The 21664-nt window shown below is 64.9% G+C and carries 23 protein-coding genes; 10 read left to right on the top strand and 13 right to left on the bottom strand.

The features are described 5' to 3' along the window. Positions 1–299 precede the first annotated feature (299 nt). Positions 300–1214: a HEPN domain-containing protein gene (locus O4N75_RS06780; protein ID WP_269628594.1), complete on the top strand. Its 915-nt coding sequence runs from the start codon at positions 300–302 to the stop codon at positions 1212–1214. A gap of 247 nt (positions 1215–1461) precedes the next feature. Continuing rightward, positions 1462–2757, top strand: coding sequence for a hypothetical protein (locus O4N75_RS06775; RefSeq protein ID WP_269628593.1), 1296 nt, complete (start codon positions 1462–1464; stop codon positions 2755–2757). Between the two features lie 119 nt (positions 2758–2876). Here O4N75_RS06775 and O4N75_RS06770 read toward each other — a convergent pair whose 3' ends face one another. Beyond that, positions 2877–3395, bottom strand: a complete 519-nt coding sequence (locus tag O4N75_RS06770) for a hypothetical protein (protein ID WP_269628592.1) — start codon at positions 3393–3395, stop codon at positions 2877–2879. 852 nt (positions 3396–4247) lie between these two features. Between O4N75_RS06770 and O4N75_RS06765 the strand changes: the two genes are divergently transcribed. Continuing rightward, positions 4248–4808 (top strand): hypothetical protein, encoded by a 561-nt coding sequence (locus tag O4N75_RS06765; protein ID WP_269628591.1) that lies wholly within the window; start codon positions 4248–4250, stop codon positions 4806–4808. A gap of 163 nt (positions 4809–4971) precedes the next feature. On the opposite strand, the gene O4N75_RS06760 is transcribed toward O4N75_RS06765, so the two are convergent. The 5 genes from O4N75_RS06760 to O4N75_RS06740 form a co-directional block, all read right to left on the bottom strand. Further along, entirely contained in the window at positions 4972–6414 is a 1443-nt protein-coding gene (locus tag O4N75_RS06760) for an SIR2 family protein (RefSeq protein WP_269628590.1), read from the bottom strand. Positions 6415–6426: 12 nt separating this feature from the next. After that, the gene (locus tag O4N75_RS06755) at positions 6427–7008 is read right to left on the bottom strand and encodes a toll/interleukin-1 receptor domain-containing protein (RefSeq protein WP_269628589.1); all 582 of its coding nucleotides are present in this window, start codon (positions 7006–7008) and stop codon (positions 6427–6429) included. Between the two features lie 12 nt (positions 7009–7020). After that, entirely contained in the window at positions 7021–7518 is a 498-nt protein-coding gene (locus tag O4N75_RS06750) for a TIR domain-containing protein (protein WP_269628588.1), read from the bottom strand. A gap of 88 nt (positions 7519–7606) precedes the next feature. Continuing rightward, positions 7607–7795: a hypothetical protein gene (locus O4N75_RS06745; RefSeq protein WP_269628587.1), complete on the bottom strand. Its 189-nt coding sequence runs from the start codon at positions 7793–7795 to the stop codon at positions 7607–7609. Between the two features lie 130 nt (positions 7796–7925). Beyond that, positions 7926–8384, bottom strand: coding sequence for a helix-turn-helix domain-containing protein (locus tag O4N75_RS06740; RefSeq protein WP_269628585.1), 459 nt, complete (start codon positions 8382–8384; stop codon positions 7926–7928). 887 nt (positions 8385–9271) lie between these two features. Between O4N75_RS06740 and O4N75_RS06735 the strand changes: the two genes are divergently transcribed. The 3 genes from O4N75_RS06735 to terL are packed head-to-tail and all read left to right on the top strand — an operon-like array spanning position 9272 to position 12531. Then, the gene (locus O4N75_RS06735) at positions 9272–10657 is read left to right on the top strand and encodes a DNA methyltransferase (RefSeq protein WP_269628584.1); all 1386 of its coding nucleotides are present in this window, start codon (positions 9272–9274) and stop codon (positions 10655–10657) included. Positions 10658–10667: 10 nt separating this feature from the next. Continuing rightward, positions 10668–11090, top strand: a complete 423-nt coding sequence (locus O4N75_RS06730) for a DUF5681 domain-containing protein (protein WP_269628583.1) — start codon at positions 10668–10670, stop codon at positions 11088–11090. Further along, positions 11083–12531, top strand: coding sequence for a phage terminase large subunit (terL, locus tag O4N75_RS06725; RefSeq protein WP_269628582.1), 1449 nt, complete (start codon positions 11083–11085; stop codon positions 12529–12531). Before O4N75_RS06730 ends, terL begins: the two co-directional genes overlap by 8 nt. Here the strand turns inward: terL and O4N75_RS06720 are convergent, their stop codons facing one another. Next, positions 12532–13167 (bottom strand): hypothetical protein, encoded by a 636-nt coding sequence (locus O4N75_RS06720; protein WP_269628581.1) that lies wholly within the window; start codon positions 13165–13167, stop codon positions 12532–12534. Positions 13168–13290: 123 nt separating this feature from the next. Between O4N75_RS06720 and O4N75_RS06715 the strand changes: the two genes are divergently transcribed. Further along, positions 13291–13494, top strand: coding sequence for a helix-turn-helix transcriptional regulator (locus O4N75_RS06715; protein WP_269628580.1), 204 nt, complete (start codon positions 13291–13293; stop codon positions 13492–13494). Between the two features lie 171 nt (positions 13495–13665). Continuing rightward, entirely contained in the window at positions 13666–14736 is a 1071-nt protein-coding gene (locus O4N75_RS06710; protein WP_269628579.1) for an ArsO family NAD(P)H-dependent flavin-containing monooxygenase, read from the top strand. Positions 14737–14748: 12 nt separating this feature from the next. Here O4N75_RS06710 and O4N75_RS06705 read toward each other — a convergent pair whose 3' ends face one another. Genes O4N75_RS06705 through O4N75_RS06685 form a run of 5 tightly spaced genes read right to left on the bottom strand, consistent with a single transcriptional unit; the run spans position 14749 to position 17751 of the window. Further along, on the bottom strand, positions 14749–15345 hold the full coding sequence (locus tag O4N75_RS06705; protein ID WP_269628578.1) for a hypothetical protein: 597 nt from the start codon (positions 15343–15345) through the stop codon (positions 14749–14751). Then, on the bottom strand, positions 15342–15755 hold the full coding sequence (gene arsC / locus O4N75_RS06700; protein WP_269628576.1) for an arsenate reductase (glutaredoxin): 414 nt from the start codon (positions 15753–15755) through the stop codon (positions 15342–15344). Before arsC ends, O4N75_RS06705 begins: the two co-directional genes overlap by 4 nt. Before the next feature lie 5 nt (positions 15756–15760). Beyond that, positions 15761–16831: an ACR3 family arsenite efflux transporter gene (arsB, locus tag O4N75_RS06695; protein ID WP_269629338.1), complete on the bottom strand. Its 1071-nt coding sequence runs from the start codon at positions 16829–16831 to the stop codon at positions 15761–15763. A 38-nt stretch (positions 16832–16869) separates the two neighbouring features. Beyond that, a complete protein-coding gene (locus O4N75_RS06690; protein ID WP_269628575.1) occupies positions 16870–17388 on the bottom strand; it encodes an arsenate reductase ArsC in 519 nt (172 codons plus the stop codon). A 9-nt stretch (positions 17389–17397) separates the two neighbouring features. Continuing rightward, on the bottom strand, positions 17398–17751 hold the full coding sequence (locus O4N75_RS06685; RefSeq protein WP_269628574.1) for a metalloregulator ArsR/SmtB family transcription factor: 354 nt from the start codon (positions 17749–17751) through the stop codon (positions 17398–17400). Between the two features lie 62 nt (positions 17752–17813). Here O4N75_RS06685 and arsH point away from each other — a divergent pair, with 62 nt between their 5' ends. Both arsH and O4N75_RS06675 read left to right on the top strand, forming a co-directional pair. After that, a complete protein-coding gene (gene arsH / locus O4N75_RS06680; RefSeq protein ID WP_269628573.1) occupies positions 17814–18548 on the top strand; it encodes an arsenical resistance protein ArsH in 735 nt (244 codons plus the stop codon). Next, positions 18548–19864, top strand: coding sequence for a hypothetical protein (locus O4N75_RS06675; RefSeq protein ID WP_269628571.1), 1317 nt, complete (start codon positions 18548–18550; stop codon positions 19862–19864). Before arsH ends, O4N75_RS06675 begins: the two co-directional genes overlap by 1 nt. On the opposite strand, the gene arsA is transcribed toward O4N75_RS06675, so the two are convergent. Beyond that, positions 19859–21649 (bottom strand): arsenical pump-driving ATPase, encoded by a 1791-nt coding sequence (arsA, locus tag O4N75_RS06670; RefSeq protein ID WP_269628570.1) that lies wholly within the window; start codon positions 21647–21649, stop codon positions 19859–19861. The genes O4N75_RS06675 and arsA overlap by 6 nt on opposite strands. Positions 21650–21664 lie beyond the last annotated feature (15 nt).

The following is a 21664-nucleotide window of genomic DNA, read 5'->3' as shown; positions in this document are numbered from 1 at the left end:
GGCTCCCCGGGCGTGTGTGGACTACCGCTTCCTTGCGGGCCGAAGTCCAGCAGTGTTCAGGACCACGCTGCCTGGAACTTCGAGCGGGAATCTTGGTGACCGATGGCCGGGTCGCGCCAGAAGCAGTCATTGGATCACTGGCCCTAAGCCGACATTCAAAGCGGGACCGCACTTGGTGGGCGCGCCGAGGCAACTATGTCTGGGAAAAACGCCATGACCGGCAGGGCTTTCGTTTCGCCGTCGCCCTAGCCAGGCGAGCGTATAATCGAAAATCAACCGCCGAGGGGCCCGCTCGCACCATGACTGCAGCCAAGACCGTTCCCCACGAAGGCCCTGCGTTCGAGGCCATGATGCAGGAGATCGATGCCCGTTTGGGGCGGGACGGCTATGGGATCGAGGACCGCCCGATTCATGCCGGCCGGGAAGTCAGCCTCCTCCACGGCGTGCCGATCCCGATCGGCGACCAAGATCCCAGTCGCCTCCCACCCGAAATCGCCGCCTATGCGCCGTTGGGCGCCGCCATCAGCCGCTGGTATCAGGAGACCTATGGCGACCGGCTGAAGGTCGACATGAAAGCCGGCCGCACCGTCGTTCGGCTGGACGGCGACCTCTATGCGCTCAGCATCCCTCGAATTTTCGGCAGTATCCAGTTCGTCGTTACCCGCGACTTCCTTCCCGAGCGGGTATCCCTGCAAGGTCCGGGATTATGCAACATCGTTCAACTGATCGAGCATATGACCCCCCGGAAGGCCGCGCGCCTGACCGATGCTGATCTGAAAGCGGTCGAGAAAGCCTTCGGCGCGGCACTCTACGCCAGCTACACCCTGGAGGCGACCGCTCACGACCTGCTGTCGTCTGCGCGGTCGGACGTGGCGACAGCTGTCACGGCTCTGATGGATCGTCACGATCGGGCGGGAGAATCCAAGTGGGCGTCTCTTCAGGCGGCGGAGAAAACCCTGAAGGCCGCCATCGCCTTGGGCGGCGGCCGTTTCCCCTTCACCCACGACCTCTCGCGGTTGGCGGACAAGGTCGCCGGTGTCGGCGTGATCGGCGATTTCAGAGCTCTCGTTGCAGCGATCCAGTGCACGCCGGGCATCCGCTACGGCGAGGAGCCCTGTACGCCGGCCGAGGCGCTGGCCGCACACCACGCCTCGCTGGAACTCGTGAATGCGCTCAGAGGGGGCCGAGCTGCCTTTCAGGCGGGCCTCGGCTAGATGGTTGCCCGAAACGGCCGGCTCGGCCCGGTTCAGGCCTTGCCAAGCGCTAAGCAATCTTTTCTTGGGCGCACTCAGCTCAGCTTCGCGCCATGACTGGACATTGGGGCGGCTGCCATAAACGGAATCCAGATCGCCGCGGACTAGGAATTCCTAGGCGAGCTTGCAGAACGCAAAGAGCGCTGCTCTGTTTCGAGGGGGGCGGTCGCTATCCGTGCTAGCCCCCTGCCAATAGGGGGAGCCAGGCTTGGGCGAAGACGACGGATGGAGCGACGCTGAGTTCGAAGCAGCGGTCGAGGCCTATCTCCGAATGCTTGGCTATGAGCAGAGGGGCGAACCGTACCAGAAAGCCGCCGTCTCTCGTGAGTACCGGGACGGCCCACTCGCGGCACGCTCCAAGCAGTCCTTTGACTACCGCATGCGCAACATCTCAGCAGTCATGCAGGAGCACGGCGAGCCGTGGCTTCGCGGCTATGTCCCTGCCGAGCACGTGGGCGAACCCTCTCGTCGTCGTATCCGGCGTGCGTTCGAGCTCCTCCGGGCGAGGGCAGCCCGCGCCCCCCAGCAGCTATCCTCACAGACAACGGCGAAGCGCCGCGTCTGGCTTAAAGCGTTCTGGGGGTTCGATCCGACGCAAGACGGCTACCTGGGCTTCACTCGCCCAGGCGACCGGAATCGTTTCATCCGCGAGCACCAACCTGGTGACCTGGTGCTGATATACGGCGCCGACACCAAGGAGACCGACGCCGAGGATCGTCGCCAGGCCCTAGGATTTCTCGAGTGCGAGCCCATCCCCGTGACGGATCGCGAACGCTGCTCGCAGCAAGGCTGGGACCGCAAGGTGGCGATGGGCTGTGGAGATCGCTGGACTCACGCCGTTCCTGTGCGTCGCGCATGGCGAGTCGAGCGACGCATTCAGGTCAAGCACATCGCTCCAGATACCTATACGTCGGACCGAGCGCGAGTAATCGCGTCCCAGGGCGAAATCTTGAGCGCCGACGAGGCCCTCGTTGCGCTTCAGCTCCCCGTCATCCCCATGGACGTGTTCGGCGAGCCGCCCCTCGAAGTGGCCGCTGCCACCGCCCCCGAGCAGACGATGAACGCCGCGTTCTCACCATCGAAGGGCTTCACCCCCAGCTTTGGCCAACGGGAAAGCAACTATGTCGACGGCGACACGCGCCTCTACATGCTGGTTTTCGCGGGAGAGGCGTCGGCGCTTCTCGGTCGAGAGGTCGGAACCCGCGTCGTCGTCAAGGTGGGCCTCTCAAACAATCCGAAACAGCGCTGCGAGGACCACAACCAGACCCTGCCACCAGCGGCGGCGACCCGATGGCTTCTTTCGCTCACATCAAAGCCCTTCCCAAGCGGCGTCGACGCAAAATTGGCGGAAGACCACTTGAAGGCGCGCTTCGCCGATCGCTTCAAGTCTCTGGGCGGCGAATTCTTCCTCGGGAAGGCGGATGAACTTGAGAGCGCCTTCTACGAAGCCTCGAGACCTGCTGCGTTCTTCATCAAGGGCGCATCAAAGAAGGCTTCGGCGTAACTGAGGGAGCCCACTCATCGCCAGCTAGGCTTAAACGAGGCTGATCTTTCCTGCGTCAGTTGCGGACTCTGGGACTATGCCGAAAACCCGACGCTTACCGCATGCACCATCAGAGAGCGCTACCTATAGAACCGGCTCTTTGGGTTGAAGCGCCGCATGTCGGAAAGATGTTTACCGGATTTGTAAGCTTCGAGCTTTTGCAGAAGGCGTCGGCCTGTCCGCGCCTTCTTTGCTAGGGTCGGTCTGCCTAGGCGAATGTCGCGCAGATGCCAGATAGCTCGATGGTAGGGCATCGGCGCGTGATCGTCGAAAGTGACATAGACCGTTCGGCGGATCTTCTCCCACACGACCGCCACGCTCTTCGAAGGCGAGTACTTCGCGTGTCGGATCCCGCGACCATTGGCGATCAATAGCTGCCCATTGGAGGGCACAATTTTAAAGCGCCGATCTTGCACATATCGCGCTACCGCCGGGTGTCGCTTGAATATTTCTGCCTGATTGATCTCGTGCCCGTCGGCACGGTCTATTGCTTCGATGATCGCCTCGATCACGGCGTACTGTGCAGGATTGGATACACGCACATCGTCGAACCACTTTTCGCCATAAGCGCGGTTCGAGAAAGTGATCTCTACTGCCACCGGCTAACGCCCCGCCACACACAAGCTGAACCTTAACGTCGTTTCGGACGGCCCTAGAGGGGCCGTGCCGAGGCTATCGGGCAAGGAGCTACTGGTCGAAGCGCGCCACGAGCAGAAGCCCCATAATGGCATGAAACCGGACATCCGTCTTACTGGCCTAAAGATTCCGATTGCCGAAAACCGCCACTTGCTGTCGTTGGCTGAGGGCCGGATTCCGGACGCTGCTCGGCAACGACGAAGGTCCGATTGCCGGCCCGTTGGCCACGGCTGAATCCGACCCAAAGCAGACGTAAAGGGCTACGCTCGCCTAATCTCCTAGATAGCGCTTGCGGTATTCCAGCGTCTCGGGAGGCGTACCACTGTGGCCATTCGGGCATGTATATTTGGCATGAAGTTCGTTCGCGCCGCACCTTTGGCCGGTGCAGAAATCCTTGTCGCACAAGCAGAATACGCCGCCCGACAGCTCAGCATCGCCCCCACAACTCGGGCACGTCATAGTGAAAGCCATTGTCGCTCTTGCTCGCTCTTCGCTATTCAGCTTGAAATTGTATCGGCGGCTCTCAGGGGGCGTCAATTACAGGCGAGCGACCGCCGGCTAAGCGGCGTGCGAGCGGTGTGACCGCTAGCCACCCCCACAGAGACTTCCAACGCGTCCGCCGGCGAACTGGGCGGTCGAATGACTGCCTGGCGCCACTAGAAGACATTGGCTTCGCGCCCCGGACCAGACACTCAGCGCTGTGTGCGAAGCTGTGGCCCGTCGGTATAGCTGCCGCTCGTCCGCCGGCTGCAGGTGCTAGAAAAATCGGGTTTGCGGCCAGTCTGCGTACGCCTCGCTTGAGTTAGGCTCGCTGCATGGCGAAGACTTGGACCCGGCGCGGCAAGAGCCCCCGCGCGCAACAGAATGACCCATTCGCGCGCAGCGACGCCACTGCCGCTCGGGCTGTTCTGCGCGACTGTCACCGAAGCGCCCGGGAACTCGCCCAGGCAACGACCCCGGCCACCTGGCGATTGCGGTGGATTACGACGGTCGTGCTCCTGCGCACAGTGGGCCACGTACTCGACAAGGTGGACGGGGCACGTTCGCCCTACCTGCGCGGGGCAATCGACCGAGAGTGGGCGCGCGTAAAGTCCTACCGTGCCGACAACCTCATCTTCCACGACTTCATCGAGCAAGAGCGAAACTCGATCGCCAAGGAGTACGAGATCGGCGCACGCCTCGTTCAACCCGTCGCAGAGGACAGTGTACCGGCCCTTGATGCGCCGGTGTTCTTGGGCGACCGGATAGTGCCGCAGCGGGCAGTCATCAAGGAGGCGATCAGCTGGTGGGAGCGGCTGCTGACAGAGGTCGAAACTTCGGCAGATGGCGCGCTACACGAAGACCTTCGCGCACGTCGGCGAACCTCGACGAAGTAAAGCGCGGGCACGTCCGCCCCCCCAATGATGCGCAGTTCTCCCCGGTCGATGACGTCTCATCGACATGCTAGCGACGCACATCCTGGTGATTGGCTGAACCTGGCTTCGAGCCGAGAAGCAGATGCCACGAGCGTCTCGGCTGCGCATGCGCGTGGGTCGGAGTTCAGGTCGAGCGTCTTAAGCTCACGAGCAGCCGCACGATAGGATCGAGCAAATCTGCAAGATGCTCGACGGGTTCGGCGAGCGCCTTGAGAATCTCCCGCGCCTCCCGGTTCAGCTCCGCAAGGTGTTCGTCCGGGGTAGCCAGCGCCTGCGCGGCGAGGCGGGCCGCCACCGATCCTGTCGCCCCGACCGGCAGGACCACGAGGTCTAGCTCGCAGGCCACCTCATATTCCCGCACCATGCCATCCGCGGCCATGATGTTGTCGCCGTCGCGCTTGTTGCCGAATAGGAAGAGGGCGAGCCCGGCGCGTCCGATGAGGTCCTGGCGGAAGGCTTCCCAAACTTGCCTGCGCTCGGCTTCGTTGGGGATTGCCTGCGGGAAGGGCCTTGCGGTGATGATGTCTTCGATGTGGCGTCCCTGCCCCGTGAGTACGCGCTCCACCGCGCCGGTGAACAACGGGTTGCCAACCCCCAGCCCCAGGCCTGTGGATATGCGCAAGCCATTGTCGACCAGGACGGCGCCGAGATCGCGCATGAACGCCTCCACCTCGCGTTCGCCCCATGGCGCGAAGTCGTCGGCGCTTGTCGAGACGAACACCGTGGTGCGACGGTAACGACGCTCGATCTCGGCCAGGATCACATCGATCTCCTGGTACTCATCGACGAGCAGCACCTCGATGTGAAAACGCTTCAGGTCCTGCACGACCAGAAGCTGGCGCGCCTGTGCATGGGCGAAGGTTTCGTCAGTGTCGTCAGCTTGGCGCGCGCGGCGCTTGAAGATCGCATAGTGGCGCCGCTGGTTTTCGCGGAAGTTCAGCCGAACCCGGGCGAGCACCTGGTCCAGGTTCGGATCCGAGAAGCTGAACCCGAGAAAGAGGAACGTCTTGGAGACCAGGTCGCCGGCCAAGGCACTGGTGAACGCGCCGCGATCGCGCTCGTAGCGCTCATAGTCGTCGCGGGTGACGACGGCCTCATGCGGGCGTTCGACGTCGCCGTGCATCTTGTAGACGATGGCGTCCCGCCGCGGGCGAGTGTTCGCCAGTTGTGGCACATCGGCCTTGACGTCCACTACCTTGCCCACCTCCCGCAAAGCGCGCTCAATCAGCTGGTCGTAGTTGGTTGTCCACCAAGTGGCGATCGGCAGCCTAGCGAGCACGCGATGGTTCAGCGTCGGAGGGTTGTCCGCCGCAAGCGCCTCGATGATCGCCTGGTTCAGGCGATTACGGTTTGAGCCCGAATGGTTGACGTGAAACTGCGCGACCGAGACGAGATCGGTCTCCAGATCGATATTCAGATCAATCTCTTCGGCGAGTTCCCGCAGCAGGCCTCGCCAGTCGACGAACCCCGCCGGCGCGGAGAGCCCAGCACCGGCGAAGATGGCTGCGTTACCCGCCTCAATCTCCTTGAGGAAGTCGACAATGAAGCGCTCCGCGTCCCGTTTCACGTGGCACGCGCCCTAGAGAATGTGGCCGGGGCGACGCAGGATGCCCAAACGGTCGGCAAGGAGCCGCTGCTCCAGAGGATCGACAGTCGGTGGGCGGCGGCCGGTCGGCCGGACCCAGGTCGTCAGGTCCACGGTGTCATAGAGCGTAAGGTACTCTTGGCCCTTGTAGGGCTCGCCGGCTCGCACGATCGGAAACACGAACACCCGCCGCTCCGGCTGGCGCAGACCGTCGAAGAAGCCGAGCTCCCATGGGCACCATCGCGACAGCGCTGCGTTGGGTGTGTGCACGTAGAACAGGCTCTCACATTGCCTCATCCGTCGACGCAGATGGTCGGCGCGCCCACGATCGATGGCCGCCCGATCAAGCTCGGAGTCCTCGATCCAGTCCACATAGACGCTGTAGCCGCGGTCTTCGATGAGCTTCTTGGCGCCGATCACCAGCTCTTTGTCGCGGCTCGAGTGCGACAGGAAAATGTCGAAGCTATTCCGCTGCGTGTCGCGCGCCTCGCGGAGCAACTGGTGATCGCTCTTCTGTGTGCGGCGGCGCACGTCCTGCGCCGCCGCCCGGACCTGGTCGAAGGTGTAGAAGGCCATGGTCGTCCTCCGTCAGCTGGCCTTGCGGATCGCGATTGCCTTCTCGATCCAGTCTTCGATGTTGTCCTTGATCGTGGCGTAAGCTGCCTTGCTGTCCGCGCCTGCCGGCGAATAAATCGGAGCGATCGCCGACAGCTTCTTGCCGGTGGAGCCGTAGTTGATCCTGTCGAGCGGGTTATCGCCAGCACTCGCAGCGTAGCCATTGGAATTGAGCAGCTTGTGGACGCGGATGGCCACGACGCCCTTGCCGGCGTCCCATCCCTTGACGATCTCGCGGCGCACCCACGGACGCTCGGCGGTCTGCGCGCCGACCAGAACCACGACGCAGCTCTTGCCGCTCATGTTGTCGTCGATCCACTGTTCGATGGAGTCCTTGCCCTTGCGCTTCACCTCTTCCCAGGCATTCGGGGTACAGAGGGGCTGACCCTCCAGCGCGTTCATGTTGCGGACCTGCTGGGTTCGCCAGAAATCGTTGTCGAAATGGAAGCTGAAGAAGACGCGCCGCGCCATCGCTGTTTCCCTTGTTGATGTAAGGTGCGCGAGTGCGCGTTGAATGAGAGGCCCGCCACCCAAGCGTGAAGCGGGCCTCTTTCGGGACTTAGGAGTTCTCGGTGTCGCGGCCGTCAGGCTCAGTCGCGACACCTTTGAACTTTCCCGGAGATTGCTTGACCTCCATGAAGTGCCCTGTGCGCTCATCGCGCTTCTGAAACATTCCGTCGGGTCGTTCGAACTGGGTACGACCGGTAACAGCGCCGCGACGGAAGCCGTCGCCAGTATTCTTCGCCATGCGTTGTCCTCGTTGTCTCGCGCCGCCGCCAAGCAAACGCGCACCTATCACCGTGATAGGTGTAACTCGGAAATATCATGGTGATAGTCGATTCGCAATGCGACCTATCACGGTGATAGGTCGAAAACGATCAAGCCGCCGGTCGATAGTGCTCCGGGTCGGAAGCTTCGATGCGATAGGGTGTAGGCCCTGCTGGGGCGACGACGCGTTGCCCCAGTTCGCGCACGGAAGTCCCCTGCACCGAGGTGTCCTCGAGCGCCATGACCCGTAGCAATGTCTCGGACGCGCCGTCGATATCCGTCTCGCCGCGCTCCCACCGGCCCACGGTCTGCGAGTCCTTATGAAGGTGTCTTGCCAGCGCGGCCTGGGTCAGCCCCAGCTCCGTGCGCAGGAATTTGATCTCGCGGCCATTCAGACGTGAGAGCTTCAGGGCGACCTGTTCTCGGATCACGGCATGCAGCTCGTTAATATTGGGGAATGTGATCGTGGTGTCGCCAGCCCGATCGAACGCAGAAGGCAGGTTCACCAGATAGACGTCATCCAGACCGCATTGGGTGTAGTGGTATCCCACGTCGGAGCGCTTGGTCATGACGGTTCCTTCCAACACACGTTCATAATCTTCAAATCACGGCCGCCGTTCAGAACGACCGTGACCACAACAGTTCGACGCGAGTTCGGCGTACACGAGGCGATCTCGCATCGATGAGCGCCCTTCGACAAACTCGTGGGCGTCTTCACAACTCGCCCTCGTCTAAGGACGTGATAGACGTCTCCGGAGCACAGTCCGCATTCCGCCAGTTGAGCGAGCGCAAATTCTTTCCAGTGCGCATTAAGGCGCCGCATCGAAGCGCAGCTTCGAATCCGGCGCGTTGCCTCAGCTCTTGACCACCCTCCAGTAGCCGTCACCGGCTGACTATCATGATGATATATGAAGGCAAGGTAATTCCCGGTCGCGGCGTGGGTTCCAACAACGTTAGCGCGAGTCCGACTGTCGTCTCTAGAGTCAAGTTTGGTCGCAACGCGACCAGGCAGCCTATCGCCAAGCCGGAACGCTGGCCTCCGAGCGCCTCCGCGCTGGCGGAACGTCGGCTGAACGAACCTAGGTCAGGGCACGCCGCAGTCTCAACGTCATCCCCGAGCCTACGTCGACGTCTTGCAGCGGGTACTAGGCGACGAAAGCGATAGCGACCAGCTCCGCTGCCCTAAGGCAGACATTCCCAATGTCTCTGATGAGCCCAACTGAGACATCGCCCCCTATAGATTGGGGGGTCCGCTTTGACACAGAAACTGCCCCAATCTTCACAACTCGCCGAATCGCGCCAGCATGCCGATGTCCGCACACCCAACGGACAGTGAGCGGCATTTTGGGACCGAATGGTTCTGAGCAGCGGCGAAGCTGGCTAATCAACGAACTGGCGCCTCTGAAATGAGGTGAACGACGTCGATGGCCGGGTTCACGTCTTCTCGGAGGCCCAAATGCCCCAGCCAAACTCGAACGCCGTGCGCGTTCGCCAGCGCCCCCAGACCTCGACAGCTCTACAATCTGAGCGTCCTTCCACCTTCGCACAGATACCAATCGACCAGCTGAAGCCTGCCGAGCGTCGGGTGCGCAAACACCCGCGCGGCAAGCTCGACAAGCTCGTCTCGACCATTCGCCGATTCGGCGTGGTCGCCCCGATCCTGGTCGACAAGGCCAACCGCATCATCGACGGCCACCTCCTCTGGGAGGCGCTGAAGACGCTTGGCCACACCACCGTCTACGTCCAGCGCGCTGACCACTTGAGCGAAGCGGAGGTCGAGACGTTCCGCATCGCCCATCACGCCCTGCTGGAGATGGGGCAATGGGACGTCGAGCAGCTTAAGCTCAGCGTCGAGGGCCTGATTCAGATCGACCCGGATCTGGTCGCCCACACTCTGCTCCCGATGGGCAAGATCGACGGCCTGCTCCTTTCCGGCTTCGACAAGCCGGCCGACGACGACATCCCCACGGCGGAGAAGACCTCCCTCCTCCGGCATGGCGACGCCTTCATCTTCGACCCCGCCGCCGATGGCGCGCCGGCGCATCGGCTCGTCTGCGGCGACGCGAAGGATCCGGCCATCATCGGCCAGGCGCTTAGTGGAAGGCCGGTCCGGATGCTGTTCTCCGATGTCCCCTACGGCCTGGTGCCCATCGAGGGCGTCGTCAGCGCCAGGCATAAGGACTTCGTCGAAGGCGCCTCCATGAGCGAGCCGGAGGCGATCAGCTTCTTCACCGAGCTGCTGGGAGCCTCGGTGCCGCACGTCGTCCAGAACGGCGCGGTCTTCCTCTTCATCGACCACCGCGGAATGTACGGCCTCACCCAGGCCACGCGGTCGCTGGGGCTGAGCCACATCTGCACGGTGGCTTGGGACAAGACCGCCGGCGGCATGGGCGGCATCTACCGCCACCAGGTGGAATTCGTGCTGGTGCTGGCCAAGGGTGAGCGCATTGCCGTCAACAACGTCCAGCTCGGCAAGCACGGCCGCAATCGGACGACCCTGTGGTCCAGCAGCGGCATGGCTCAGTTCGGCGTCGATCGGAAGGCCGCGCTGGAGGCTCACCCCACCGTCAAACCGGTCCAGCTTCTGTCCGAGGCGATCCTGGACGTGACGAACGTCGGGGATGTGGTCCTCGACCCCTGCATGGGCACCGGTTCGACCATCGTCGCCGCCAACCGGGTGAACCGGGTGGGCGTCGGCGTCGAGATCGACCCGATCTACTTCGAGGTGGCGGTTCGCCGGCTGCAGGCGGTCGTGGATCGCCCCATGATCCATGAGGAGACCGGCCTCACCCTGGAGGCCCTCCTCGACCAGCGCGCGGCCTCGTCCGCGGCCGCCGCGTGAGGTCGCCGTCATGGGAAAGCACCGCAATCAGCCTGCCGGCCGTCAGCCCGGTGACGGCAAGCCCGGCTACAAGAACATCGGCAAGGAGCACCAGTGGAAGAAGGGCGGCCCATCCCCTAACCCCGCGGGACGGCGGGCGAAGAAGCCGCCGTCGCTAAAGGACGAGCTCCACCAGATCCTCGTCGAGGTCCTGAAAAGCTCAATCTCAGCGGGCGACCGGGAACTCACGGTCATGGAAGCGGTCCTTCGCCGCATGATGGGGGCCGCCGTCAACGATCCAAAGATCGCGATCAGGACCTTTCCGATGATCGTCGACATGCTCTCGGCCCTGGAGCCGAAGACCGACGCCGACGGCGAGGGCATGACCGACGAGGACGCCGCACTCCTCGCCGAAGCGCTGCGACGGCTCGGCCGCGGAGGCGCCGGTGTCTGATCGGACAAGGCTTCTCGAAGCCGTTCTACGTCAGGATCTGCTGGCCTTCGTACAGCGCGTGTTCCGGGACATCGATCCCGGAACCCAGTTCGTCATGGGCTGGCATTACGAGGCGATCGCCTGGCAGCTCGCCCGCGTCATGCGCGGCGAATGCCGCCGGCTGATCATTAATGTCCCGCCTAGGTCGGGAAAATCGGTCCTGGCGACCATCGCCTGGCCGATGTTCCTCTGGGGGCATGATCCGACCCTGAAGATGATCTGCGTCTCGCACACCGAGGACCTGGCGCGGGATTTCAGCATCAAGCGTCGGGCAATCGCCGAGAGCGACTGGTATCAGTCGCTGTTCCCCGACACCCAGATGGCCCGGCTCCGGGATCTGGAGCTTCGAACCTCGCGCTTCGGCTCCTGCTTCGCCTCGGGCGTGGGCGGCGCAATCCTCGGCCGCGGGGCGGACGTCATCATTGTCGATGACCCTCTGAAGGGCTTGGACGCCCTCTCGGAGGCGTCGCGCCGGCGGGTCAATGACTTCTTCGACAACACCCTGATCACCCGTCTCAATGACAAGACCCGCGGGGCGGTAGTGATCATCATGCAGAGGCTGCACGAAGACGATCTCGTCGGCCACGTGCTGGAGCGCGGTGACTGGGAGGTGGTCTCCTTCCCCGCCATCGCCACCGAGGACACGGTCCACCCGTTAAGTGGTCGTCGCGGCGACATGCATTGTCGGCGCGCTGGCGATCTCCTCATGCCCGAGCGCGAACCGATCGAGGTGCTGAACGAGCTTCGCCGCGCCCAGGGCAGTCTGCTCTTCCAGGCCCAGTACCAGCAGCAGCCGGCGCCGGCTGGCGGCAACGTCATTCGGCGCGAGTGGCTGAGGTACTGCGACGCCCTGCCCGAGACCTTCGACCGGGTCATCGTCTCCTGGGATACGGCCTCGACCTTGAACGAGACCTCGGACTGGTCGGTCGGTCAGGTGTGGGGCGCCAAGGGGCTCGACTACTATCTGCTCGATGTCGTGCGCGACCGGCTGGAGGCGCCGGATCTGCGTCGCACCATCGTTGATGTCGCCATGCGCTGGGAGGCCGACACGACCATCATCGAAGACACCGAGCTTGGGCGGGCGCTGGGGCAGGACTTGCGGCGGGCCGGCCTTCTGCGCCCGATCCTGATCCGGCCCTATCATGAGAAGCGCGTGCGACTGGAGGCGCAGTCCGCGCGCTTCGAAGCGGGACAGGTACACCTGCCCCAGGAAGCGCCCTGGCTGGGGGAGTATGTGAGGGAGCTGCTCGCCTTCCCTGCTGGCAAGCACGACGACCAGGTCGATGCGACCAGCCAGGCGCTCGACTATCTTACCGGCCGCAACGCCCGTAGCGGGCCGCTGGTGCGCCGAACGCCTGAGCGAAGACAGGTGGTCGAGCGCCGAGAGGTGGTGCGGCGGTGATCACCGCTGTGCGGGTTCGGGGAACTTGCCGGTCGCCTGTTCGACGGCGGCCATCAGGCCGGGCACGCAGGTTACCATGTGGCCCTCGGCCGTCTGCATCTCGTTCTGAACCGCCTGCATGGTCGATGGCCGCGCGTCGCCGTCCAAGACTTTGGTGAGGCGCTGGAAGACGTTTTGCTTGCCCCGGTAGGCCCGGTAGCAGGCGCTGAGCGCAGTCTGAAACTCCGCCTTCAGGGCGTCCGGCGCGCCCTTCGGCGGCTCAAGCGCGAAGATGGCGCTCGTGGCGGCGTCGCAGGCATAGACGGCGTCCTTCGCCAGGGGATAGGTCGAATAGGGCGTCCCGTCCGGCGATTGCAGTTCGGCCTTCACCCGGTCGCTCGCCTGATCGCAAGCCTGAGCCGAAGTCTCGAACTGCGTCCAGATGGCGGTCGCTTCCTCTGTCAGGGTGGCGGAGGCCGCCGAGGTGTCTGCGCTCCCGACGACGCTCTTATGCTCGTCTCCGCCATTCCGCGTGTTGGTGATAATGACGCCCGCGATCAGGCAGGCGACCCCGATGGTGATCACCCACACCTTCTGGCTGGCCGGCGCCAGTATCCCCTTCGCCTGTTCGTCTTGGCTCTGGCCGCCCGCACCCATTGCTTTCTCCGTATCCTATGAGTCTCACTGGAGGTTGAGCAGCCATACGCAGTGGCGAGCAGTCAACTCAATTGAGACTCATAGGCTGTAGATCAAAAGGCTGCGTCCCGGCCCCTTCGGGCCATGGACGTGCGTCGGCGAGTGGGGCTCAACGTGAAGCGGCTGCGGGAGGCTCAGGGCATCTCGCAGGAGGACCTCGCCGACCGCGCAGGCGTGCATCGCACCTACGTCTCTGGCGTCGAGCGGGGCGTTCGCAATCCGACGATCACTGTGCTGGAGAAGATCGCCGGGGCTCTGGCCGCGCCGCTGGCAGAGCTCGTCGGCTAGGTATTTGGGTCGCGAAGCATCGCGCCGGCTTCGGCCAGCCGGCCGCTACCGCCGGCGCTCGGGGTCAACTATCAACTTCCAGTCTCAGAAAATCGAGAGACCGGCGGGGGATGCTGAGCAGCGCCCCAGGCTCCATCTTGAGGTATTGCCGACTACAGGAGGCAAATACGCATGACGAAGTCCTCTCCAACGAGCTTCGACGTCATCGTCATCGGCGGCGGCCAGGCTGGGCTCGCCATAGGATATTTCCTGCGCCGGACTGGCCTGCGCTTTGCGATCGTCGATGGCGAGCCCGACCCCGGCGGGGCTTGGCGCCACGGCTGGGACTCGCTTCGGCTGTTCTCGCCCGCTGAGTGGAGCTCGCTTCCCGGTTGGCCCATGCCGTCAAGCGGCGAAGCCTATCCGACCCGCGATGAGGTGATCGCATATCTCACCGCGTATGAGGCGCGCTACGAACTGCCGGTCATCCGGCCTGCCGAGGTTGACCTCGTCCACGCGGAGGCGGGTGCGCTCGTGGTCGAGACCTGCCCCGCCACATGGCGAACTCGAGCCGTGGTTAGCGCAACCGGCACTTGGCGCGCGCCCTACTGGCCGCCTTATCCCGACCAGCCGCGCTTCGAAGGCGTGCAGATCCACTCGGCGCAATATCGAAACCCCGAGGTCTTCAAGGGCCAACGGGTACTGGTGGTCGGCGGCGGCAACAGCGGGGCGCAGATTTTCGCCGAGGTGTCGCAGGTCGCCGACGCAACCTGGGTGACACCGGAACCGCCGACCTTCCTCCCGGATGACGTGGACGGCCGCGTGCTGTTCGAGCGGGCCACCGCTCGCTGGCAGGCAAAGCAAGGGATCGGCGCCGACGCGCCGCCTCCGGGCGGGCTCGGCGATGTCGTCATGGTGCCGCCCGTGAGGGCGGCCCGCGACCGCGGCGTGCTGAAGGCGGTCCGTCCTTTCGGGCGCTTCACCCCTCGCGGTGTCGTGTGGCCCGACGGGCGGGAAACCGAGGTGGATGCAGTGATCTGGTGCACCGGCTTCCGACCGGCCCTGCAGCATCTGGCCGACCTGAACGTAGTTGAACCGTCCGGACGTGTGGCGGTCGAGGGCACGCGCTCAGTCAAGGAGCCGCGCCTGTGGCTAGTCGGCTATGGCGAGTGGACGGGCTTTGCGTCCGCGACCTTGACGGGCGTCATGCGATCCGCACGTGAGACCGCGCGCCAGATCGCCGAGGCGCTTGCGCCGGCTTAGGGCACCTCAAGGTCAGCGGGCTTCGGTGAACCAATCGGCCAGGAAGCGGCCGGCGAGATGCGTCGCGACCATACCCGCCGCGACACCAAGCCCGGCCAAACCAGTCGGCGCTCCGCCGAAGCCAGAGACCGACATGGCCGCGAACACCACCGGGCTGAAGAAGCCAAAGAACGGGCTCACCCAGAAGGTCATGCCCTGGACGAGAAGTCGTCCCGGAAGATCCGGGCGCCGCTGCGCGACCAGCCGCAGCAGCAGCGAAACGGTGAAGGCGCCGCCCAGCGCCACGGCGGCGTAGAATCGAAAGCGCGTGGTCGTGAGGAACTCATCGGCCTGGGCCGCCCAGGGCCCGGTAAGCGCTATAAGCGTCCAGACACCCAGAAACTGGACCAGACCGGCCGCTGCGGCCTCGGCCAGCGAGCCGAGCGCCGGATCCCGCCCCCGCCGCGCGCCGAACTCCGTCAGGCTTGCGTAACCGGCCGCCGCCGACAACGCCAGTAACGACCCCGTCGCCCCCAAGGGCGCGAGAAGCTGAACCAGGAGCAGCGCCGCCGCGACACCCGCCACGCCCCAAGCGGCCGACGCCATTGCGGTCGAGGCGAAGCGCGTCATGCGCGCAGTCGCACGACCTCGCCGTCTTCTTTGATGAAGCTCTCAGGCTTCCGCTCCAGCAGGTCGAGCACCACTTCCGACGGGCGGCTAAGCTTCACGCCCTTGGGCGTGACGACGATCGGCCGGTTCACGAGGATGGGGTGCTCGACCATGGCATCCAGGATCGCCTCATCCGACATGCCGGGGGCCAGGAGTCCGAGTTCGGCCGCGGGCGTACCCTTCTCCCGCAGGATGTCGCGCGGACCTGCGCCCATGGCGGCGAGCAGGTCCTTAAGCTGGGGCTTCGTCCAACCGGCCTGCAGGTACTCGACGACTTCCGGCTCGTAGCCGGCGGCCCGGACCATGGCCACCGTGTTGCGGGAGGTGCCGCAAGCCGGATTGTGGAAGATGGTGATCGGGAAATCGGACATGGCTGTCACCGTATGATCGGCGGGGCGCTTTGCGCCGCCACCCGTTGAACTGCGCCGCCGCGCTCGTACCAGCCCTTCGACCGGTTCACGATGGCGACGACAGTGAGCATCACCGGCACCTCGATCAGCACGCCGACCACGGTGGCGAGCGCCGCGCCGGAGGTAAAGCCGAACAGGCTGATGGCGGCGGCGACGGCGAGCTCGAAGAAGTTGCTGGCGCCGATCAGAGCCGAAGGGCCGGCCACGCAGTGCGCCTCGCCGGTGAACCGGTTCAGGAAATAGGCCAGGGCCGAGTTGAAGTAGACCTGGATGAGGATCGGCACGGCGAGCATCGCGATGATCGCCGGCTGCGAAATGATCTGCTCGCCCTGGAAACCGAACAGCAGCACCAGGGTGGCAAGTAGTGCCGTCAGCGAGACCGGACCGATCTTGCCCAGGACTTGCAGGAGGTGCGCCTCGCCGCCACGCCGCATGAGCGCCGTGCGCAGCAGTTGGGCGATCACGACGGGCACGATGATGTAGAGGCCCACCGAGATCAGCAGGGTCTCCCACGGCACCGTTATCGCCGAGAGGCCGAGCAGCAGGCCGACGATGGGCGCAAAGGCCACGATCATGATCGCGTCGTTCACGGCCACTTGGCTGAGCGTGAAATTGGGCTCGCCGCGCGTCAGATTGCTCCAGACGAACACCATGGCGGTGCAGGGCGCCGCCGCCAGTAGGATCAGGCCGGCGATGTAGCTGTTGATCTCTCCGGCCGGCAGGTAGGGCCGGAATAGGTATCCGATGAAGAAGGCGCCCAGGGCCGCCATTGAGAACGGCTTTACCGCCCAGTTGACGAACAGGGTCACCCCGATACCCCGCCAGTGCCGGCCGACCTGGCGCATGGCGCCGAAGTCGACCTTCATCAGCATCGGGATGATCATCAGCCAGATCAGCACCGCTACCGGCAGGTTGACCTTGGCGACCTCGGCCGAGCCGATCGACTGGAAAGCGGTTGGGAAGAGGTGACCGAGGCCGACCCCGGCCACAATGCACAACGCCACCCAAACGGTGAGGAAGCGCTCGAAGCGGGACATGGGCTTGGGGGCCTCGGCGACGGCCGGCGTTGCGATGGTCATTGGGCGGGATTCGTCTCATGGGCGGCTTCGCCGATCTGGCGAAGCCTAGCTTGCAGGGACATCCGGTCGAGCTTGTCGAGCGGAAGGTTCAGGAACAGGCGGATCCGATTGCCCAGCAGCCGAGCGGTCTCGGAAAAGGCCGCGCCGATCTCGGCCTCGGAACCCTCGACCGCCGCCGGGTCCGGCACGCCCCAGTGGGCGGTCATCGGCTGGCCCGGCCAGACCGGGCAGACCTCGCCGGCGGCGTTGTCACAGACGGTGAAGATGAAATCGAGCACAGGCGCGCCGGGTTGGGCAAACTCCTCCCAGGATTTCGAGCGGAAATCGCCGAAGTCGAAACCCAGGCTCTCGACGATCGGTCGCGTATGAGGATTGACGCGCCCGGTCGGCATCGATCCGGCCGAGAAGGCCTTGAAGCGGCCGCGGCCCTCTCGGTTCATCAGCGCCTCGGCAATCACCGAGCGCGCCGAGTTGCCGGTGCAGAGGAAGAGGACGTTGTAGATCTTGTCGGTCATGGCGGTTCCTCAAGCGCGCAGGGCTTCGGCCTTGCAGCCCTGGCTGGCGAGGGCGGCAAGCGGCGCGCAGATTTCGGGGGTGCCTGCGCAGCAGTCCTCCATCAGGAAGGCGAGCAGCTCGCGCATGGCGTCATAGTTGGCGGAGTAGATCACCGAGCGGCCCTCCCGGCGCGAAGTGATCAGGCCCGCGTGGCTCAGCACGCTGAGGCTGGCGGAAAGTGTGTTCGGCAGCACGTCGAGCCGCCTCGCGACTTCGCCGGCGGCCAAACCTTGCGATCCGGCTTGCACCAGCAGGCGGAAGGTGGCCAAGCGGCCCTCGTGCGCGAGGGCGGCGAGGATTGCGACGGCAGGTTTCGTTTCCATATTTCCACGATATAAGAATATTGCGACAGTTGGAAGTCGCTCGCGTTTCTTTTGAGGCCATGATGTCCGAGTTCCCCGCCCTGCAGCCGCAGTTCCTCGACACGCCGACGCTGCAGAAGCTGGAGCCGCCTGCGGTCTCGACCCATCCGCCCCGGATCCTGCTGCTCTACGGCTCCTTGCGGGAACGGTCCTACAGCCGCCTCCTAACCGAAGAGGCCGCGCGCATCCTACAGCGGTTCGGCGCCGAGACCCGGATTTTCGATCCGCGCGGCCTGCCGCTGCCGGACGCCGAGACGCCGGACCATCCGAAGGTGCAGGAACTGCGGGCGCTGTCACAGTGGTCGGAGGGACAGGTCTGGTGCAGCCCCGAACGCCACGGCGCAATCAGCGGCGTGATGAAGGCCCAGATCGACTGGATTCCGCTCGAGGTCGGCAGCGTGCGACCGACCCAGGGGCGGACCCTGGCGGTGATGCAGGTCAGCGGCGGGTCGCAGTCGTTCAACGCCGTGAACACTCTGCGGCTGCTCGGCCGCTGGATGCGGATGATCACCATCCCGAACCAGTCCTCGGTGGCCAAGGCCTATCTGGAGTTCGAGGAGAACGGCCGGATGAAGCCGTCGGCCTACTACGACCGCGTCGTGGACGTGATGGAGGAACTCTACAAATTCACCCTGCTGACGCGCGACCGCGCGGACTACCTCGTCGACCGCTACAGTGAGCGTAAGGCCGACGGCCGCGTCACGGCTGGCGATGAACTGGGAGCCATGGCGATGATCCATGAGCGCAAGGCCGGCTGATGAACTCGCTCACCCTGGAGGAGCGGCTCAACCAGGATTGCTTCTGCATCGACATCGACCAAGCCCAGGTTTGGGCCGCGGTCGAGCAGGCGGCGGCCGACGTCGTGCCCGTCAACTTGCTCAAGCAGCACCGGGCCCATCTCTTCTCCAGCGCGCCGGTCTTCCTGTCCGAGGCCGACCTGGCGGCGATGAGCAAGATCGTCCAGGCCATCGAAGCAACGGCCCAACTCGCGAGCTATCAAGAGACGGTTCTCGCCTGGGCGCCGGAAATCGCCAAGGTCGCCACCGGCCCACGCGGCGCGTTCATGGGCTACGACTTCCACCTGACGCCAACCGGCCCCAAGCTGATTGAGGTCAATACCAACGCCGGCGGGGCCTTCCTGAATGCGCTTCTGGCGCAGGCCCAGGTCGCCTGCTGTCCCGAGGTCCGCGCGCTGGTCCCCGCTGCCGATCCCCTGGCGGACTTCGAAGCTGCAGTGTGGGGGATGTTCTCGGCCGAATGGGAACTGCAAGGTCGAACCGGCCGCCCGAGGGTCGTCGCCATCGTCGATGATGCTCCAGCAGACCAATACCTCTATCCCGAGTTCCTGCTGGCCCAGGCGTTCTTCGCGCGCCAGGGCCTCGAAGCGGTGATCGCCGATCCGGGTGATCTTCGCTTCGACAGAGGACGTCTGGTCCTGGGGGAGCTCAATATCGACCTCGTCTACAACCGCCTCGTCGACTTCACCTTCGACCGCCCGGAGTCTGCCGCGCTGAAGCAGGCCTATCTCGCCGACGCCGTCGTCGTGACGCCCAACCCGCGCAACCACGCGCTGCTAGCCGACAAGCGCAACCTCACCCTCCTCTCGGATCCCGAGCAACTCGAAGCCTTAGGTGTCGACGCCGAGCAGCGTCGGATCCTTGCAGCGCTTCCGAAGGCGAAGCGGGTGACGGCGGGCAACGCCGCGGAGCTCTGGGCGGAACGGAAGTCGCTGTTCTTTAAGCCCGCCGGCGGCCATGCCGGCAAGGCGGTCTATCGCGGCGACAAGCTGACGCGCGGGGCCTGGGCGGGCATCCTGGAGGGCGATTTCATCGCCCAGGCTTTCGCCGCGCCGAGTGCGCGGCGGGTCCAGGTGGACGGCGACCCGCAGACCCGGAAGCTGGACGTCCGGCTCTACACCTATGCCGGCGAGACGCTCCTAGCGGCCGCGCGCCTCTACCAGGGGCAGACGACCAATTTCCGCACGCCGGGCGGGGGCTTTGCGCCCGTGGTCGTCATGAAGACCCTGAGCGCCGGGGATGCGCGGCCCGGCCCCCTTCCCGTGTGCGCGTCATGACCCTCCGTCAATGGCGAGAGCGCCCAGGCGGTCGATGCCGACCGGCTCCTCAATCTGGAACGGGATCAGGGCGACCCGTCGCGCGAGGTGCCCCCTGACCTTGCGGATTTGCGATATTTCGGCGGCGGCCCGAGCTCGCAGCACCGGATCGCTCGGATGCGCGGCGGCGAGACTCCCGTTGATCACCCAGGCGAACGGTTCGATCTGCGCTCGGCGGAGATCATCCTGGAGGGCGCTCGCCTCAAGCACCGGGGTCGTTTCAGGCAGGGCGACGATCAGAATCTTCGTAAAGTCCGGATCCTGCAGCAGCATCAGAGGCGTTCGGATTCGGACGCCTCTGACCGGGTGCTGGGTCAGTTGTCGGTGGTATTCTCCCGCCGTATCGAGAAGCAGAAGCGTGTGGCCGGTCGGGGCCGTGTCCATGACCACGAACTCTTTGCGTCCGGCTATGACGATGCGGGAGAACGCCTGGAACACGGCGACCTCCTCGTAGCAGGGTGATCTCAACTCCTCTTCAAGGAGCGCGAGTTTCTCGGCGGACAGCGTCGATCGCGCCGCCTCTACCGTGCGCGCCCGGTAGAGCTGCACTTCCTGCTTTGGGTCGATGTAGCTCACGCGCAGCCCGACGAGTTCGGACTGCAGGGTCTCGCGAATGTGCTGCGCCGGATCGGTAGTGGTCAGATGCACCGGCAGTCCACGCTTGGCCAGGCCGATGGCGACCGCGGCGGCCACGGTGGTCTTCCCGACGCCCCCCTTGCCCATGACCATCACCAGGCCATGCCCGGACCGGGCGATCTCGTCGACCAGTGCGGACAGGCTGGACACGCCGGACGGCACGGTGACGGGCGCGGGTGGACTCGGCGTCAGCCGTTCCGCCGGCTTCAGAAGCGAGCGCAGGGCGTCGAGCCCCACCATGTTGGTGGGACGCAGCGCGATGTCGGTTCGCGGCAGCCCGATCAGCTCGTGCGGCATCTGCGACAGGGCGGAAGCGCCGCGGCGTTCGAAGGCGACGGCCAGCGGATCGCTGGGATCGGTCGCGTGAAAGACGCCGTTGATGACCAGCAGCTGGTTGTCCATACCCTGGCCGTGCAGTTCGGTCCGGGTCCGGGCGGCTTCGAGGAGGGCGATACGATCGGGGCGCGCGACCAGGACCATCGCCGTCAGGGCGGGATCAGCCAGGGCCGCGAGCGTCTGCGTATAGCGGTCGTGCTGCGTCTTCAGGCCCGACAGGGGGCCCAGGCAGGAGACGTCCCCCGGCGCGGTTTCCAGAAACCCACTCCAGGCCGCCGGCAGTTCGAGTAGCCGTAGGGTGTGCCCCGTGGGCGCAGTGTCAAAGATGATGTGATCGAACGCCGCTGTTCTCTCGGGGTCGCTGACCAGCAGCGCGAACTCGTCGAAGGCGGCGACCTCGGTCGTGCAGGCCCCGGACAGCCGTTCCTGAAGCGCCGCCAGGTCGTGGGCCGGCAGGACGCCGCGATAGGGTGCGGTCGTCCGCTCCCGATAGTCTCGGGCCGCCTGCTCAGGGTCGATGTTCATCGCCTGAAGGTTCTCGACGCCGGCGACCGCTCTCGGGGCGGTTGCCAGTTCCGTCTGCAGAACCGCGTCGAGATTTGAGGCCGGATCGGTGCTCACCAACAGCACGCGACGCCCGGCGTCGGCCAGTTGGACCGCGCTGGCGCAGGCCAGCGAGGTCTTGCCGACGCCACCCTTGCCGGTGAAGAACAGGTGCCTAGGCCCCCGGTCGAGCACCTCCAGCAGCGTCTGTGGGCGCGATTTGCTGGTCATTGGCCGTGCCGCGCA

This window comes from Phenylobacterium sp. NIBR 498073, assembly GCF_027286305.1.
In the GTDB taxonomy this organism is placed as follows: domain Bacteria; phylum Pseudomonadota; class Alphaproteobacteria; order Caulobacterales; family Caulobacteraceae; genus Phenylobacterium.
Note: the sequence above shows the minus strand (reverse complement) of the source record. Positions and strands in the feature narration are given on the sequence as shown.